Origin of the sequence: Pseudomonas sp. GM78 (genome assembly GCF_000282475.1) — a bacterium.
Lineage (GTDB): Bacteria > Pseudomonadota > Gammaproteobacteria > Pseudomonadales > Pseudomonadaceae > Aquipseudomonas.
The window spans coordinates 1-15,160 of sequence record NZ_AKJF01000139.1 but is presented as its reverse complement, the minus strand read 5'-3'; the positions used below and the strand labels follow the sequence as shown (position 1 = coordinate 15,160).

Below are 15,160 nucleotides of genomic sequence, written 5' to 3'. Positions count from 1 at the left end.
CCAGGGACGCTCCGCGTTCCGCTGTCGGCGCATGACGTGAGCCGTGCGCAACGGCGACGCGGAGCGTCACAGGATGCATTCCCACGCAGAGCGTGGGAACGATCAGGTCAAGCGCCAGTTGCTCCCATATTTTTCAACGGCTAGCCAGCAACCACTCCAGCGTCAGCGCAATCCCCAGCAAGCCACCATCGTTTCCAGGTCGAGCAACTATTTGCAGCGCGGCAGGCAGGCGGCCGTCCGCAGACGGGCAGGGCAATGGAATCGAGATCGCCGGAAAACCAGCAAGATTGAACGGCGCGGTGTAGGTCATCAGCGCTTCGCGTACCGTGCCTTGCCAGGTGCCGATGCCCAGGGTGGCTTGATCCACGCGCGGCGCGGTACAGGGGCAGGTGGGCAGCAGCAGATAGTCAATGCCGTCCATGACCTGGCCGAGCCTTGCGCCGAGTTGTCGGCGTACTGTCTGTGCGCTCGCGTAATCGCTTATCTCCACACGCCTGGCCCGATCAAGCCGTTCAACGGTCTCTGCGCCATAGTGGTGGTTGATGAAGTCCCAGTCATGCCGCGAAAAGTGCGTCACAGCGCCCTCGGTCAGGACAATGTTGGCGAAGGCCTGGAACGCACCGTCGAACAGGCCGGCGGAATCGACTTCGACGCACTCATGAACCCGGGCAAGACTGCCTACGGCCCGCTCGAAGGCTTCAGCCACTTCTGTACTTAAAGGAACCGGATCGATCTGGCGGATCACACCAAAGCGCGGCATTACCGAGGATGTGGCATCGGGCAGTGCAATGCCCAGGGCCCTCGCCAGCAGCACGACGTCGGCCACGCCAGCGCCGAGCAGCCCCGGATGATCCAGGCTGGGCGCCAGGGGAAAAATGCCTTCGGTGGGAAACCTGCCGTAAGTCGGTTTGAAGCCGGTTACACCGCACAGCGCCGCCGGAATTCGCACTGAGCCACCGGTGTCGGTGCCCAGGCCCGCGGCGATGGCGCCGCAGGCGATCGCCGCCGCCGCACCACCGCTCGAGCCACCGGGAATGCAGTGGGTATCGAGCGGATTGAGGGTGTTGCCGAACTCACGGCTGGCCGTGGTGACCCCCCAGGCAAATTCATGGGTGGTGGTCTTGCCGATGATGATTGCGCCCTGGTCTACCAGCGTTTGCACCACCTGCGCGTGGGCCGATGGCACGTGACCCCGATAGGCGGCCGAGCCGTAACGCGTTTCCAGGCCTTGGGTATCGATCAAGTCCTTGACGCCGATCGGCAAGCCCTCCAGCGGCCGTGGGCAGCCAGCGGCATAACGTCGGTCGCTGTACGCAGCGGCTTGCAGCGCCGAGGCGTGGGCAATGCTCGCGAACGCATTGAGTGTCGGCTGGCCGGCTTGGGCGATGTCCAAGGCTTGCCGGGTCAATGCCGTTGCGCTGATACGTCCGCTGGCCAAAGCTTGCAGCGCTTCAGGCAAACCCGCAATGCGCGCGCTCACCAAAGCCGCTCCAGCAGCAGGTCAAGTTTGGCCGAGGCATTCCCCCCCAGATCGTCGACCTCATTCGGATAATGGGTTTTCAACAGCTCGGCGACTTTGGTCAATTGCGACTTATCGATGTCGAAGCAGCTGATGCGACTGGGCAAGCCCAGGCTGACCACCAGGTTGGCGATCCGCTCAGCCAGTTGCTCGGCGGCTAGCCCCCGGGGCGCTGGCGACAGGATATCGAGCTTTGCTCCGTAATAATCGGCACACGCACGAATCACCGGGGCCAGGGTGATGCACGAAGTCGCGCTGTGGGGCAGGCCGAAAGTGCCGCCCAGGATATGCCCGATGCGGTGGCTCAGCCCGTAAATCACCGACGCCGGCGAGAAGTAACACTGCCAGGCGGCCAGTTGCAGTTGCAGCAGGTCGTGGCGGGTGACCAATCCGTGGTCAATGGCGCGGCGGGTCTCGAGCTTTTCCGGCCACCGTTCAAGGACGTTGAAGAAGCGCTGCAACCCGCTGGCGGACATGATCGCGTGGGGGTGGTCGGTACGCACCTTGCGCATGCCTTCCACCGCATGGTCCATGCCCTTGATCGCTGAGGACAGTAACAGCGCGCGGGGAGTATCGAGCAACAGTACGGGGTCGATCACCACCACTTTCGGGGTCGTTTCGCGAATGGCGTAGCTGCGTTTGAATTTCTCCGGGCCAGCGGTTTCGGTAATGCCGAAATAGTGCGAAAACTCGGAGCCGGACAGGGTGGTTGGCAGTGCCGCGATGGGCAGGAAATGGCCGGTTTGCTGGTGGTGCCGATACGACACGGCCTTGGCGGCGTCGAGCACCGATCCGCCACCGAGGGCAATGATCGACTTGGCTCCGAGACGAAGGCAGGCCTGCAGGCCTTTCTCGACCGTGACATCCGGCACATGCGCAGGCAGTTCGGTAAAAACCCCCACCCCTTGTTTGATGTGCGGTTGCAGGCAGGTGTCGTTCAACTCGGTAAGCGGCGTGACCGTGAATGTGATCGGGCTCTCGATGCCATACTCGGCAAAACGGGAAACGGCTGTCGCCAGGATGTTTTCGCCCCAAATGACGGAGTCCTGTGGCAGGCAAGTTAGTTGATTCATTGTTATTGACCCGGATAGCTGTTGAATACGGATCGAGGCTGATGCATCGGCCGGATCGCGACAAGTCGCAAACCAGGGACATAGCGTCCAACGTCTTGGATGATCGAAAAAGTTACGGGTGTGAAGTTATGGGTAGTTGTTGTTTATTGTTTTTCATGTGTATTGGTTAAGGTTGTATCTTATTGATATATATAATTTTTAATCATTTTCTGACGGCGTTTTCTGAAGACCAAAAAGCTGATGGTGCGCACCTGTCACGCGGGTTCAGCGCTATGTCGCATTGCCTTGGGCAGGCTTTTTTAGCGTGACATTTTTATAAAGTGGTTTTATAAAGCGCTCGAAGTTTCCCCTGGGTAAAACACTGCGACATTATCGCGGGGCTCAACCGTGCGCCCGAACAAAAATAATAAGAAGGTTTAAAGCATGAATCGACAAGCGTTGTTCATCCCGATCAGTTTCACGTTCATGAGCCTGTTCTGTAGCCTGGGCCATGCCAGCGAGAGAGGTGCTTCACCCTACGCGATGGGGGCCGAAACCTACATGGCGGGGGCAATGCCACCTCCGGGATTGTATGGCCAACTGTTCGTCAGCCACTACGAAGCCGACGCCCTGCGCGGCAATGGTGGTGAGCAGTTGCCGGTGGATTTCGATCTGCGGGCCAACAGCATCGCCAGCCGCCTGATCTGGGTCACGGAGCAGCAAATTCTTGGCGGGCAGCTGGGTTTCCACGTCATTGCACCGCTGGTGGATCTCAGGGTCAGTGTCAACGGTCAATCGCAAAGCAACCGCGGTCTGGGCGACATGATCCTTGCGCCCGCCCTGGGCTACCACTACAGCGACAAAATGCACGCGATCTTCGCTGTCGATACCATCGCGCCCACGGGTAAATACGATCGCGATGACCTGGCCAACATTGGCTGCAACTACTGGGTGCTGCAGCCTGTCATTGCCTTGGCATACGTCGATCCGGACGGTCTCAATGTCGACGTGAAAACCATGTACGACTTCAACTTCAAGAACCCCGCCACCGACTACCGCTCCGGCCAGGCCCTGCACATGGATTACTCCGCAGGTTGGGGGCTGGGTAACGGTTGGGTGGTGGGCGTGGGGGGGTACACCCTGTGGCAAACCACCGATGACCGTCAGGACGGCGAACGGCTGCCGGACAACAAGAGCCGCAGCCTGGCCATTGGCCCTTCAATCAAGTACACCAATAAGAGCGGCTGGTTCCTGACCGCCAAATGGCAAGACGAAACCCGGGTACGCAACCGCCCCGATGGCAGTGCGTACTGGCTCAAGCTGAGCGTAGCGTTTTAGTCGGTTACTCCGGCAGCCCGGCCAGCCGCAGGCCATCGGCGAGCCGGGCGAAATCTTCGGGCCGCTGGATCGGCAGCCAGTCCTTGAGGTTGGAGACGCGTAACGAGGGGTCGAGTTCGTGCAGGCGTTGCATCGCCAGTTTCGCCTTGTCCATGCGCCCGCCCAGGGCATGACTGGCCGCCACCAGGACCGCCGGGGGGAGCAGGCTGGGCAGGTTGCCCAGGGCTTTTTCCGCCCAGTGCGCAGCCTCATCGAAGTGCCCGGCAAAGAAGTGCGCCAGGGACATGCCGACCTGCATCCTGAACATTTCCGGATCCAGCGGACTCAATCGAAGGGCATGGTTCAAGTCCTTGATCGCGGCGTCCGTTTCGCCGTGCAGCGCGCGCAGGATGCCGCCCAGGTACCAGGCGGGGGCGAGGTTGGGATTGAGCAGGCGCGCCCTGTCGAGCAACGCAATGCCGGCGTCGACTTCGCCGGCCAGGTGGCTCAGTGCATGGCCGCCGCGGGTCAACGCGACGGCATCATCGCGCCCGAGCGATATCGCCAGGCGCGCCAGCCGTATGCCCTCGGCGATCTCGGCCGGGCGATCGCCCATCCAGCCGTTGAGTTTGCGCCAAAAGTGGCACCAGGCAGCCATGCCATAGGCCGAAGCAAATTCCGCATCGAGTTCGATGGCGGTGTAGAACATCGGCAGCGCTTCCTCGATGGCTTCCCGGCTGCCGCTGTGCAGCTTCGCCATGGCGCGCAGGTAGTAGTCGTAGGCGTCCAGGCTTTCCGTCGGCTTGCGTTTGGCGCGTTCGATTTCTGCCCGTTCCAGTTGCGGCGCGATGGCCCCGACGACGCTTTCGGCAATCTGGTCCTGCAGCTCGAAGATATTGTCGAGCAGGCCTTCGAATCGCTCCGCCCAGATATGCGTGCCGCTCGTGGCGTCGATGAGCTGCCCGGTGATGCGCACCTTGTTCGCCGATTTGCGCACGCTGCCTTCGAGCACGTAGCGCACGCCCAGTGCCTGGCCGACGCCCATGGCATCCACCGCCTGGCCCTTGTAGGTGAAGCTCGAGTTGCGCGCGATGACGAACAGCCAGCGGATCCGCGACAGCGCGGCGATGATGTCCTCCACCACGCCGTCGGCAAAGTATTCCTGCTCGGGATCGCCGCTCAGGTTCTGGAAGGGCAGGACAGTGATCGACGGTTTGTCCGGCAGGACAAGGGCTGGCGCAGGCTTCAGGACAGCGGGTTGCTCGGTGTCAGGTGGCCGCGCCTGGTCGCGATGGTCGACCCTGACCTGCCCTACGAAACGGTAGCCCTTGCGGGCGACCGTGCGCACCAGTCGCTGTTCTTCGCCGCTGTCACCGATGGCCTTGCGCACCGCATTGATGTGGCTGGTGATCGTCGATTCCGAGACGATCCGGCCGCTCCACACCGCCTCGAGCAAGTCGTCCTTGCTGACCACGCGCTCGGGATGGCTGACGAACAGCAGCAACAGGTCGAAGACCTGCGGCCCGACGGCCACCACCTGGCCGCGCCAGGTCAGCTCCCGGCGCTCCTGATCGAGCACGTAGTCTTCAAACGCGAATGGCAAGGTGAAATCCCCTGGCGAAGCGCCTTCAACTCCGTGTCCCAGGCGACTGGCGATTAGTACGTGATGCCGATCATACGGCAGCTTTGGACGTAAATTAAGGATTTCGCCAAGGCAAACCCAAGCCCCGCGCAAGGACTTGCCTCACGCGCGCAGGCAATCTCTCTACACCGACGCAATGGTTGCCGTCGACAAGTGGAGAAAGCCCATGAAGATCGTCGTCATCGGAGGCTCCGGCCTCATTGGATCGAAACTTGTGAAAACCCTCGGCGAGCGCGGCCATGAGGCGCTCGCCGCCAGCCCGAGCACGGGGGTGAACAGCATCACCCGCGAAGGCCTGGCCGAAGCGATGGATGGCGCCGATGTGGTGGTCGACGTCGCAAACGCGCCGTCCTGGGAAGACCAGGCCGTGCTGGATTTCTTCGAAACCTCGAGCCGTAACCTGCTGGCCGCCGAAGCCGCGGCCGGGGTTCGCCATCACGTGGCCCTGTCGATAGTCGGCACTGAACGCCTGCCGGAGAACGGCTACTTCCGGGCCAAGGTCGCCCAGGAAAACCTCATCAAGGCCTCCGGCATTCCCTACACCCTGCTGCGCGCCACGCAGTTCTTCGAGTTTGTCGGCGGCATCGTCCAGTCGTTCGCCGTTGGCGAGGAGATCCGTGTTTCGCCGGCGCTGATCCAGCCAATCGCCTCCGACGACGTGGTGGCGGCGCTGGCCGATGTGGTGCTGGCAGCCCCGGTCAATGGCACCGTTGAAGTCGCAGGGCCCGAGGCCATGCCGACCGACGACCTGGCCAGGCGCTTCATGCGGGCAACCCAGGACCACCGCAAGGTCGTGCCGGACGTCAACGCGCGCTATTTCGGCTCGGTGCTCGACGATCGATCGCTGACCGCCAGCAAGGACGCACGCCTGGGCGCAATCCGCTTTGAAGACTGGCTCGCCCGGTCGACGACCCGCTAACGGTGCGCGCCACCCCATCCGCAATCAAGAAGGAGCAATGCCATGTTTAGCCGATTTGTATTGGCCGCGGTTTTCGCCGCGCTGTCGGTCAGCGCGGTGTCGGCCGCCGAGCCACCCGCCGGCAAGGTGACGGTGGTGTTCGACCGGCCCATTCCCAACATTCCTGGCAAGAGCATGAAGGGCGTGGTCGTCGAGTACGGGCCGGGTGCCGCCTCGCCGGCCCACACCCACCCGCAAACCGCCTTCATCTATGCAACGGTTCTGGAAGGTGCGTTTCGCATCAAAATCAAAGGCCAGCCGGAAAAGATCTACAAGGTCGGCGAAAACTTCGTAGAGGAGCCGGGCTCCGTGCACGAAGTCAGCGCCAACGCCAGCGCCACCGAACCTGCACGCCTGTTGGCCGTGTTCGTCCTCGACACCGATAAAACGCCCCTGGTGACACCTCTTGAAAAGTGAGCCGGTCACCCGCTCACGTACCCTCGACAGCCGGGCGGCACAGCGCTGCCGCCCGGTGGCTGCGGCAGTTCCAGGCATAACACAGGAAATGCAAAAATGAACGCGCTCCAGGACAAGTCCGCCATCGCCGCCGGTGCAAGTACCGGGATCCCAGCCGTCGTAGTGCGGCGCAGCAAGCGCAAAACCCTCGGTGTCTTGCTGTGTGTGGTCGCCGTGGTGGTCGTGGCGGCCTGGGGCGTCATGGCATTTTCCAGCGGCGTGACCTCGACCGACAACGCCTATGTCCGCGGCGACGTCACCTCGCTGGCCGCCAAGGTGGCCGGCTACGTCACGGCGCTGGAGGTCGGGGACAACCAGGCCGTGCGCGCCGGTGACGTATTGTTTCGCATCGATGACCGCGACTATCGCGCCAAACTCGCGCAGGCAGTGGCCAATGTCAGCGCCGCCCAGGCGCGCCTGAGCCATGTCGATGCGCAGATCCAGCTGCAACGGGCGTTGATCCGCCAGGCCGAAGCCCAGCGCCGTTCGGCCAGCGCCGACATGAACCTGGCCACCAAGACCCACGAGCGCAGCCGCAAACTGATCGTCAGCAACGCGGTCAGCCAGGCCCTGGTGGATGAAACAGGCACCGCGCAATCCAGGGCCGTCGCATCGGTATCGGCCGCGGCGGCAACGGTCGAGGCGCAGCAGCAACACATCGCCGTGTTTGTCGCGCAAAGAGAGGCGGCGGTGGCGGCCGTAACCCAGGCGGAGGCAGCACGCGAGCTTGCCCGGATCGACCTTGAGCACACCGTGGTGCGCGCGCCCGTGGATGGCGTGGTCGGCAACCGGCAGATCCGTCTCGGCCGCTTCGTGACGCCGGGGGTTTCCCTGCTCGATATCGTGCCGGTCAACGATGTGTGGGTCGTGGCGAACTTCAAGGAAACCCAGCTCGAACATATCCGCCCCGGCCAGCGCGTGCGCATCACGGTCGACGGCTACCCCAACGCGGCACTGGCCGGCGTGGTCGACAGCTTTGCGCCGGGCAGTGGCGCGGCGTTCAGCTTGCTGCCACCGGACAATGCCACCGGCAACTTCGTGCGCGTCGTGCAGCGCGTTCCGGTGAAGATCCGCCTGGCCGACAATCCACTGCCGGGGCGTATCGTGCCGGGCCTGTCCGCGCGGGTGGAGGTGGCGCAAGGGGAAGGTTCATGAACACCCTTGCCAAGGCCACTTTGAACAGCAGGACCCCCACCGGCGTCCTGCTCATGCTGGGCATCGTGCTGGCCGCGCTGACGGAGGCGATCGCCGGCACGGTGCTGGCGCTCGGGCGCAGCGATATTATTGGCGACACCTATGCCACGCCTGACGAATTCGCCTGGCTGGATGTCGGCTACATTGCGCTCAAGCTGATCGGGTTCATGACCGCGCCTTGGCTGATGCAGCGTTTTTCTGCGCGGCATGTCCTTATCGGCGCCACCCTGGCCATGGGAGTGGCGTGTTGCATGGCCGCCATCACCGCTCATTTGGGCCTGTTGATTGCACTTCGGCTCATTCAAGGTTTCGCCGGCGGTGCCCTGCTGGTGGCGGGGCAGGCGATCATTTTCCGCGCTTATCCGCGTTCGCTGCAGCCGATCCTGCAAGCGCTGTTCGCCATGGGCGCCGTGGTCGCGCCCGGGACCCTCGCACCGGCCCTGCAAGGGTGGTTGATCGACAGCCAGTCCTGGACCTGGATTTTCTTCAGCGTGGTGCCGCTGGCTTTGGCGGCGAGCGGTCTGTTGCTCATCGCCGACCACCCCATGCCCGCCAAAGTGCGGCAACCGGGCTTTGACTGGCCGGGCTTGTGCCTGATCTCCGTGACCCTGTTCTGTTTCACCTACGTGCTCAGCCAGGGCAGCCGATGGGACTGGTTCGAGGAACCGCGCATCCAGTGGTTGACGGCCATCGGCAGCGCTGCGCTGCTGGCCTTTCTCGGCCAGCAAGTGTTGGCCAAAGGCCGGGGGTTGTTCGATTTCACGGTGTTCAGGTCCAGCGATTTCACCTTTGCCTTTTTCGTCAGTTTCGTCGCCGGTGCCGCGTTGTTCGGTAGCGCGTACCTGATACCGGCGTTCGCCCTGTCGGTGCTCGCGTTCACGCCGACCGATGCCGGCCTGCTGCTGTTGCCCAGTGGCGGTTTGTTTGTCGGCTCGCTGCTGATCGCGGCCATTGCCTTCAAATTCGCACGCGTTCCACCGGTTGCGACCGTGCCCTTTGGCATCCTGCTGATCATGGCGGCGATGTGGATGCTGTCCGGTTCCACCAGCGAAAGCGGCAGCGACGACATGATGGCGGCCATCCTGCTACGCGGCCTGGGCCTGGGCTTGCTGTTCCTGTCGATCACCCTGATCGCGTTCAGCAACCTCAACAGCCGTAACCTTGCCGCGGGCATCGGCCTGTTCAATACGGGGAGGCAACTGGGTGGCTTGATGGGCGTCGCCGGGCTGCAGACCCTGATCGAGCACCATATCGTCAGCAATGCCGCGGTACTCGGCGCCAACGTCACCCCTGGGGGAAGCGCGCTGATCGAACGGCTGATCTCCAGCACGGCGATGCTGGCGGGCAAGGGCATGGATCAGTTGGCCGCCGCCCGCGGCGCGGCCAGCCTGTTGGGCAAGGCGGTGTCGGCGCAGGCCACGGTGATCGCCTTCGATACGGCGTTTTTCACCGTGGCCCTGCTGTTTGTCGTGGCCGCGCCCATGCTGGTCGGCATCAAGATTGCCCTGGGCCGCTACGACCGGCATCGCCGCTCAATTGAAGTGGGGGTTAGAACAGAATAAAAGCAGAGGCCGTCGTTTGATTCAGGTTGATGTTGCCGACTTCCAGTACTTCATATTCAGCGCGGACACCGATGTTGCGAAATACATCGACTTCAACACCTGCACCATAGGTCAGGTTGACACCCGTATCATCATCGGCGGCATTGCCGTCCGCATCCCAGGCATGGGCACCGACACTGCCGAAGAGTCGCACGCGCTCTCCCAGCGGAATACCGAGATGGGCGCTGGCCTGGACAGATTTACCGTCGAAGTCCAGATTCTTGTCCTTGAACTGGCCAAGATCCACGAAGGCGCCTTCAAAGGCCAGATAACTGTTGAGACGATAACCTGCAAAAACCTTATAACTGTTGTCTTCATCGTTCAAATGGGTTTTGTCGGTTTCAATGTTACTGACGCCAGCGCCAAGGTATAAACCCTTGTCATCGGCGAGCGCCTGAAAAGACAGCAACGAAAGCAACGAAACGAAGCCAAGGTTTCGAAGTAGCATGTGTGGTGGATCCTTGTACAGGTTGTGGATTATCAGGTGTAGGGTGTTAATAGGCGTCGATCATCCAGGCCAACGCGACGCCACATAAATAAGCGGCAAGGCACAGGAAGATCTTCTGTTTGAGTGGCAGCGTATTTATTCGATAGCGCATGCTTTTCCCCTTGGGTAGACATAAACAATCGTGGCCATTGCGCGAGTGAACTGAAAGTCATTGATTGTTATTTGTTCGCCGCTGCCAGTTTTGTACTGTTGCGCCTGGCCGTTTCCGAGGGTGTCTCACCATAAGCTTTCTGATACGCCTTGGAGAACCGGCTCAGATGATGAAAATTCCAATACATTGCAGTTTCAGTGACCGTCGGCCAGGTATTGCGGATCAAGTCTCTGCGGACATGGGCGAGCCTGAGGTTTCTGATGTAGGCGATCGGCGAAGTCCCGAATGTTTCAACGAAACCATGATGTAAGCTGCGAGTGGTGGTTTTCAGTTGTTTTACCAGCACCTTCATGTTCAGTGGCCTGTTGGTGTTTTGATGAATGTACTCAATGGCCTCTGTCGCGATCTTCCTTCTGGTCGGGGGCTTGAGCGCACAGCGTCCAATAGGTGTCAGGGCCCGTAACAGGGCAACCAGCAATTCACCGTCAGCGGCTGATTGTTCATGGTGGTCGCGTTGATTCAGATCAGGCTCATTGATGTCGATCAAATGAGCTTTAAAGACGTCAATCGCAGATTGCACCAGTTTGAAATTGGCCACCTGGAACTGGTGCACCTGTCGATGTGCAAGTACGTCGATCAATGAATGGTTTTTCACGCATTGTGCGTAATGTTCTAACGTCGTGGTCAGGGTGAAAAGAGTTTCATTCGGCTCGCAGGTGTAGTGCACGGACTCGCCGCTAGAAAGTACGATGATTTCGTTAGGTCGCAATTGATGGTTGTTGACAGTGGGTCGACCGACAGTCGTCCGGGAGATGGCCAAGGTTATGCAGCCATGAGGAACAGAGCCGATCAACGTGACGGCTGAATCAAACTGCAGTCGACTGCAAGGGCGCCTGCAACCAGCAATGAGTTTTTGTTGGCGAAAGCGGGCTTCGTGGTTTGCGGGGGCGAGGCTCATCACGTTGATGACTCCCGCATGAGCTCTATTGTCGTCGCAAAGACGTACGCTTCGCTTGTGGTCAACTCCACCAGGCTCTGCAGTTTGCACGGCGCTATTTTCGAGCCAAAGATGGCTGTCTGGTTTGCCGAACCGAGGGCGGCGGCATCATAGGCGAAAAAATCATCCACGCGATAATCGGTGCAAATCTTGTAACTGGATTGTTCTTCGACCAGCTTGTTTTCGTTGCTTTCAATGTGCGTCAGGTCGGCGCTATAAAGTGCCTTGTCATCGGCCCAGGCCTTGAGAGAAAGCAATACACCAAAGGATACGCTTGCGAGGTTTTTAAGCAGCATTGAGGTGCTTTCCTTATTGATGATTTTTCAGGCAGTGCAGTGTGTCAGCCGCATCACTGTCACGGCGTGGCCATCGGATAGTCCTGTGCTCCCGAGGCTTGTTGAAATCAAAAATCCGTATTTTCAAACGGGGGTCAGCGAAAGCTCATCGCCCTCGTTGTTTTGTGAAGGGGGAGGCAGCGTGTTATCAAACGCCCCTTCACCTTCATTGCGCTCATTCTCGGAATAGATTTTCAGGTGTTTCAATTTGATGTTTTCGTTCGGACTAATTTCTATTTCGTAGAGCTCGATTTCCGTGCTGCCGATGGCATATTCATTGTGCGCCATTGAATGGAAGGGTATGGCGGCTAGAAACAGAACTGCCAGGATCTTGGTCATCATTGATTTGACGGCTCGCGAACACTATAAAGGCGGGATCCTGATGGGGGAGGGGTGTTTGATTCAAATCAGTAATTATTATTTTTATTATGACGTGATTTGCTGAAGAGATTTCAGTGGTTCATGCAGCGCAAACGGCCAATGTCATGCACATAAAAACAGACGCTGTTCTTGTTGGCGGTAGGCAGTAATTCGTAGTTCAGGATGGTGCCTTCCTGTAGAACGAATTGACGTCTGAAAAACAGGTCCGGTGTTTTTTCAATGGCGAATAATTCGTTGTCCTGGCTCAGTTTGACGTTGTTGATTTTTATCTGCACATGATGATTGCTTTCGCGGATCACCTGCGCCGAAATGGTCGCGTTACGGATTTTACCGTTCAAGCTTTCCAGGGTGGTTTGTGTCAGTCGACCGTGCCCGATGGTCAGGTACTCTTCAGTGTTGAGTTGATTCGAGTCCTCCAGCCATTGTCGGGTAATGGTTTGATAACTGATATTTTCCATGTAGTGCGAGGGCGAATACATCAAGGAAAAGACACAGGCGGCATTGATGATTGCAAGTGCAACCCAGTGCGCGGTTGAAGATGTCATTGACTTCATAGGGTGGCTTCCAGACATTGCCGGATCATCAGTGCAAGGTCTTTTTGTTCGCTGTTCAATTGCAGGTTTGCAGTACTTTGGTCCGGGCGAATGCACGAAATCGAGTAGTTTGTTTTAAACAGGTTCAGCCAGACATCGCCTTTCAAATTGGCTGGAAGCTGTTGAGCCTGCGTAACCGAAAGATCCCTCAGTGCTTCGGCCTCTGCCACGCTTTGGCCTACCGCATGGATGGCCAGTTCATGATGTTTTGCGCTGGAAACTTCTATTTTTGTTGTGTCGAAGCCAGAGTGGAAACCGGTGAAGGCACATACGCCCAAAGTCACCACGTAGCCGATCAACTGGGCTTTTGTAATGTAAGTTGATGTTCTGGTTTTTTCTGCAGGCACCGGCAGATCATCATTGCCCTGTGGCGCCGGCTCTTCAATGGCAGGCACAGGCATGGCTTCATCTGAAGGCGTCGGCAAGTCTGAATGCGCATCCACTACATAGAGACGGTTGAAGCAATAGCCTCTGCGCGGAACCGTCATCACTATTTCGTGATCTCGACTGTCGTTGAGCAGGTTTCTAAGAGAGAAAACGGCCTGGTTCAAACTGCCGGAGGCAACGACGCGATCATTCCAGGTGTAGTCGATGATCTCCTCGCGGCTTTTGGTCTGGCCGGGCTCCATGAGTAGAAGGTCCAGCAGACGTGATTCGGCCCTGCCTATCGTAGTGCTTTGAACTTCTCCATGGGTCGTGGTGATGGTAAGCAAGGCGGTATCTGGATCGAAAAGGGCCATGGCACCATTTTTCAATGTGAAGGCGTAGCGCATGGGTATCCTCCGTTCAGGTGGTTCTGGCTGAGTATAGAGACGGTTTTGACTGGCCGGATTTGACGCAGGGCATGCTAGTCGGGGGTGAACGGCTATAAGCGGGGGTGGCGATGATGCTCGGATCGGGCGGTTTGCGCTATCCGAAAACTGCAAGGCAGGGCGGTTAAAAGCCCAGCCTTGCAGGTCTCAGGGATGCGTCGATCAGCCTTGGCAGAAGCGGATCCGGTTGCCGAACGGATCGTAGACTTCCAGGACTTGCCCCCAGCCCTGCTGGACAATATCCGGGCGTCCATAGCCGTAGCGCTTGGCCAGTAACTCATCGCGAAGCAGTTCGATATTGTTCATCGGGACAAACACTGTCGAACCCGGGCTGGCATCGCCATGGTGTTCGGAAAGGTGAAGTTGCAGGCCGTTGCGGCTGATGCCCAGGTACAACGGCAGATCGGCTTCGAACCGGTGCTCGAATTCGACGCTAAAACCCAGGAAATCGAGATAGAACTCACGGGCCTTGGCTTCGTCGAACATCCGCAATATGGGAATGGGCTTGTCGAATGTAACCGTGGGCGTGGGCTGGGGGGCTGCCGGGGCAAGCATCGCAGACGCGGTGTTCCAGTCCTTGTAGCCCAATTGCTGCGCGACCAGTTCCAGCGCGGTGGAGTGAGACAGGCTCTGATTGCGCTCCTCCAGCGAGGCGCGCAATTGTTTGGCCATTTGCTTGGCTTGTTCGATTGAAAACATCGTTGCTCCTGTAGCCGAGATACCTTGGTGCTCGCGTTGCCAAACCTCGACCGTCAAGAGATACGACAGGGTTCGTTTGAGGAAGCGATGCTTTCACCTTTCCCATCGGGAGCGAGCGGCGGGCAGCATTGGCCCGCTGCCGATAGTACATAGCCACTCCAGTGACGGGAAGACCTGGGCCTGTGTATCGCTGTGTATCCAGGCCCGTCGTACGCAGACTGGCTTACAAATGCCCCGGCAACCGGATACATCCGGGATACACGGTTGCAGTCAAATAGCCCTGCCTTAGCGAGAAAGCAACCGCGCCTCGCACCACGGCTTATCGCCCTTGTGGCATAGACCTTCGCGGCTCGGCCGCACACAGTATCCGGAGAATCACCATGTCCCGTATGTCGAACAAATCCCGTATTGGCCTGATCGCTGTTGCACTGGCCGGCAGCCTCAACCTCGCTTCGAACGCCTTTGCCGCAGACGCGCTGCCTCAGGGCTACCAACTGGCCTCGGCGGAAAAAACCAGTGAAGGCAAGTGTGGCGAAGGCAAATGTGGCGCTGAAGAATCCGCCGCCAAAGTGACCAAGGCCGGCGAAGGCAAATGCGGTGAAGGCAAGTGCGGCGATGCTTCGTTCGCCCGTACCGACGCCGACCACGACGGCCGCGTTTCGCTCAAGGAACTGCTGACCGTAGCCCCGCAGGGTGGTGAAGAGTTCAAGGCCATGGACACCAACAACGACGGGTTCCTCTCCGAAGGCGAGGTCTACAAATTCCGCACTAATCAGTTCACTTCCAATGGTAAGAAAGTGCCTACGGAGTTGTTTACCCAGATGAGCAAGGCCAAGGGCTGATTGCGCGTTGTAGCGGTGAATAACCTCCCTGGGATTTTCCTGGGGAGGTTTTTTTTGGTGTGCATATCCATTGCTGCGGTAACGGCCACCTATCTGTTGTTGACTGAGTACATATCCATTCCTGCGGGCACGGCCACTTATGGTTTCGCTCTTATGTATGGAC

At 59.2% G+C, this 15,160-nt stretch carries 16 protein-coding genes; 6 read left to right on the top strand and 10 right to left on the bottom strand.

Annotated features, from left to right (window positions below; all coding sequences use genetic code 11):
* Window positions 1–133: 133 nt before the first annotated feature.
* Window positions 134–1,480, bottom strand: coding sequence for an amidase (locus tag PMI35_RS09190; RefSeq protein ID WP_008062759.1), 1,347 nt, complete (start codon window positions 1,478–1,480; stop codon window positions 134–136).
* Window positions 1,477–2,592, bottom strand: coding sequence for an iron-containing alcohol dehydrogenase (locus PMI35_RS09195; protein ID WP_008062757.1), 1,116 nt, complete (start codon window positions 2,590–2,592; stop codon window positions 1,477–1,479). Before PMI35_RS09195 ends, PMI35_RS09190 begins: the two co-directional genes overlap by 4 nt.
* Window positions 2,593–3,015: 423 nt before the next feature.
* On the opposite strand from PMI35_RS09195, the gene PMI35_RS09200 reads away from it, so the two are divergent.
* Complete coding sequence (locus tag PMI35_RS09200) at window positions 3,016–3,909, top strand: SphA family protein (RefSeq protein WP_008062756.1); 894 nt, start codon at window positions 3,016–3,018, stop codon at window positions 3,907–3,909.
* Between the two features lie 4 nt (window positions 3,910–3,913).
* Here PMI35_RS09200 and PMI35_RS09205 read toward each other — a convergent pair whose 3' ends face one another.
* Window positions 3,914–5,491: a winged helix-turn-helix domain-containing protein gene (locus tag PMI35_RS09205; RefSeq protein WP_032831852.1), complete on the bottom strand. Its 1,578-nt coding sequence runs from the start codon at window positions 5,489–5,491 to the stop codon at window positions 3,914–3,916.
* Between the two features lie 205 nt (window positions 5,492–5,696).
* Between PMI35_RS09205 and PMI35_RS09210 the strand changes: the two genes are divergently transcribed.
* From PMI35_RS09210 to PMI35_RS09225, 4 genes are all read left to right on the top strand, one after another.
* On the top strand, window positions 5,697–6,449 hold the full coding sequence (locus tag PMI35_RS09210; protein WP_008062754.1) for an SDR family oxidoreductase: 753 nt from the start codon (window positions 5,697–5,699) through the stop codon (window positions 6,447–6,449).
* Window positions 6,450–6,491: 42 nt separating this feature from the next.
* Window positions 6,492–6,905, top strand: coding sequence for a cupin domain-containing protein (locus PMI35_RS09215; protein WP_008062753.1), 414 nt, complete (start codon window positions 6,492–6,494; stop codon window positions 6,903–6,905).
* A 96-nt stretch (window positions 6,906–7,001) separates the two neighbouring features.
* The gene (locus tag PMI35_RS09220; RefSeq protein WP_008062752.1) at window positions 7,002–8,099 is read left to right on the top strand and encodes an HlyD family secretion protein; all 1,098 of its coding nucleotides are present in this window, start codon (window positions 7,002–7,004) and stop codon (window positions 8,097–8,099) included.
* Window positions 8,096–9,700, top strand: a complete 1,605-nt coding sequence (locus PMI35_RS09225) for a DHA2 family efflux MFS transporter permease subunit (RefSeq protein WP_008062751.1) — start codon at window positions 8,096–8,098, stop codon at window positions 9,698–9,700. Before PMI35_RS09220 ends, PMI35_RS09225 begins: the two co-directional genes overlap by 4 nt.
* Here the strand turns inward: PMI35_RS09225 and PMI35_RS09230 are convergent.
* From PMI35_RS09230 to PMI35_RS09260, 7 genes are all read right to left on the bottom strand, one after another.
* A complete protein-coding gene (locus tag PMI35_RS09230) occupies window positions 9,687–10,187 on the bottom strand; it encodes an outer membrane beta-barrel protein (RefSeq protein ID WP_008062750.1) in 501 nt (166 codons plus the stop codon). The two genes, PMI35_RS09225 and PMI35_RS09230, sit on opposite strands and share 14 nt — an antisense overlap.
* Window positions 10,188–10,405: 218 nt before the next feature.
* Window positions 10,406–11,296 (bottom strand): AraC family transcriptional regulator, encoded by an 891-nt coding sequence (locus PMI35_RS09235; RefSeq protein ID WP_008062748.1) that lies wholly within the window; start codon window positions 11,294–11,296, stop codon window positions 10,406–10,408.
* Window positions 11,296–11,631: a hypothetical protein gene (locus PMI35_RS09240; RefSeq protein WP_008062747.1), complete on the bottom strand. Its 336-nt coding sequence runs from the start codon at window positions 11,629–11,631 to the stop codon at window positions 11,296–11,298. The genes PMI35_RS09235 and PMI35_RS09240 overlap by 1 nt, the downstream gene beginning before the upstream one ends.
* A gap of 123 nt (window positions 11,632–11,754) precedes the next feature.
* Window positions 11,755–12,012: a hypothetical protein gene (locus tag PMI35_RS09245; RefSeq protein ID WP_008062746.1), complete on the bottom strand. Its 258-nt coding sequence runs from the start codon at window positions 12,010–12,012 to the stop codon at window positions 11,755–11,757.
* 110 nt (window positions 12,013–12,122) lie between these two features.
* Window positions 12,123–12,605, bottom strand: coding sequence for a hypothetical protein (locus PMI35_RS09250; RefSeq protein WP_008062745.1), 483 nt, complete (start codon window positions 12,603–12,605; stop codon window positions 12,123–12,125).
* On the bottom strand, window positions 12,602–13,417 hold the full coding sequence (locus tag PMI35_RS09255; RefSeq protein WP_008062744.1) for a winged helix-turn-helix domain-containing protein: 816 nt from the start codon (window positions 13,415–13,417) through the stop codon (window positions 12,602–12,604). Before PMI35_RS09255 ends, PMI35_RS09250 begins: the two co-directional genes overlap by 4 nt.
* 201 nt (window positions 13,418–13,618) lie before the next feature.
* Entirely contained in the window at window positions 13,619–14,155 is a 537-nt protein-coding gene (locus PMI35_RS09260) for a glyoxalase superfamily protein (protein ID WP_008062742.1), read from the bottom strand.
* Window positions 14,156–14,535: 380 nt separating this feature from the next.
* On the opposite strand from PMI35_RS09260, the gene PMI35_RS09265 reads away from it, so the two are divergent.
* Window positions 14,536–14,997, top strand: coding sequence for an HvfA family oxazolone/thioamide-modified RiPP metallophore (locus PMI35_RS09265; RefSeq protein ID WP_008062740.1), 462 nt, complete (start codon window positions 14,536–14,538; stop codon window positions 14,995–14,997).
* Window positions 14,998–15,160 lie beyond the last annotated feature (163 nt).

Excerpts from the sequence above, each read along its gene's own strand:
- PMI35_RS09195 (WP_008062757.1), bottom strand. The coding sequence starts at position 2,592 with ATGAATCAACTAACTTGCCTGCCACAGGACTCCGTCATTTGGGGCGAA.
- PMI35_RS09200 (WP_008062756.1), top strand. The coding sequence starts at position 3,016 with ATGAATCGACAAGCGTTGTTCATCCCGATCAGTTTCACGTTCATGAGC.
- PMI35_RS09210 (WP_008062754.1), top strand. The coding sequence starts at position 5,697 with ATGAAGATCGTCGTCATCGGAGGCTCCGGCCTCATTGGATCGAAACTT.
- PMI35_RS09215 (WP_008062753.1), top strand. The coding sequence starts at position 6,492 with ATGTTTAGCCGATTTGTATTGGCCGCGGTTTTCGCCGCGCTGTCGGTC.
- PMI35_RS09220 (WP_008062752.1), top strand. The coding sequence starts at position 7,002 with ATGAACGCGCTCCAGGACAAGTCCGCCATCGCCGCCGGTGCAAGTACC.
- PMI35_RS09225 (WP_008062751.1), top strand. The coding sequence starts at position 8,096 with ATGAACACCCTTGCCAAGGCCACTTTGAACAGCAGGACCCCCACCGGC.
- PMI35_RS09230 (WP_008062750.1), bottom strand. The coding sequence starts at position 10,187 with ATGCTACTTCGAAACCTTGGCTTCGTTTCGTTGCTTTCGTTGCTGTCT.
- PMI35_RS09235 (WP_008062748.1), bottom strand. The coding sequence starts at position 11,296 with ATGAGCCTCGCCCCCGCAAACCACGAAGCCCGCTTTCGCCAACAAAAA.
- PMI35_RS09240 (WP_008062747.1), bottom strand. The coding sequence starts at position 11,631 with ATGCTGCTTAAAAACCTCGCAAGCGTATCCTTTGGTGTATTGCTTTCT.
- PMI35_RS09245 (WP_008062746.1), bottom strand. The coding sequence starts at position 12,012 with ATGATGACCAAGATCCTGGCAGTTCTGTTTCTAGCCGCCATACCCTTC.
- PMI35_RS09250 (WP_008062745.1), bottom strand. The coding sequence starts at position 12,605 with ATGAAGTCAATGACATCTTCAACCGCGCACTGGGTTGCACTTGCAATC.
- PMI35_RS09255 (WP_008062744.1), bottom strand. The coding sequence starts at position 13,417 with ATGCGCTACGCCTTCACATTGAAAAATGGTGCCATGGCCCTTTTCGAT.
- PMI35_RS09260 (WP_008062742.1), bottom strand. The coding sequence starts at position 14,155 with ATGTTTTCAATCGAACAAGCCAAGCAAATGGCCAAACAATTGCGCGCC.
- PMI35_RS09265 (WP_008062740.1), top strand. The coding sequence starts at position 14,536 with ATGTCCCGTATGTCGAACAAATCCCGTATTGGCCTGATCGCTGTTGCA.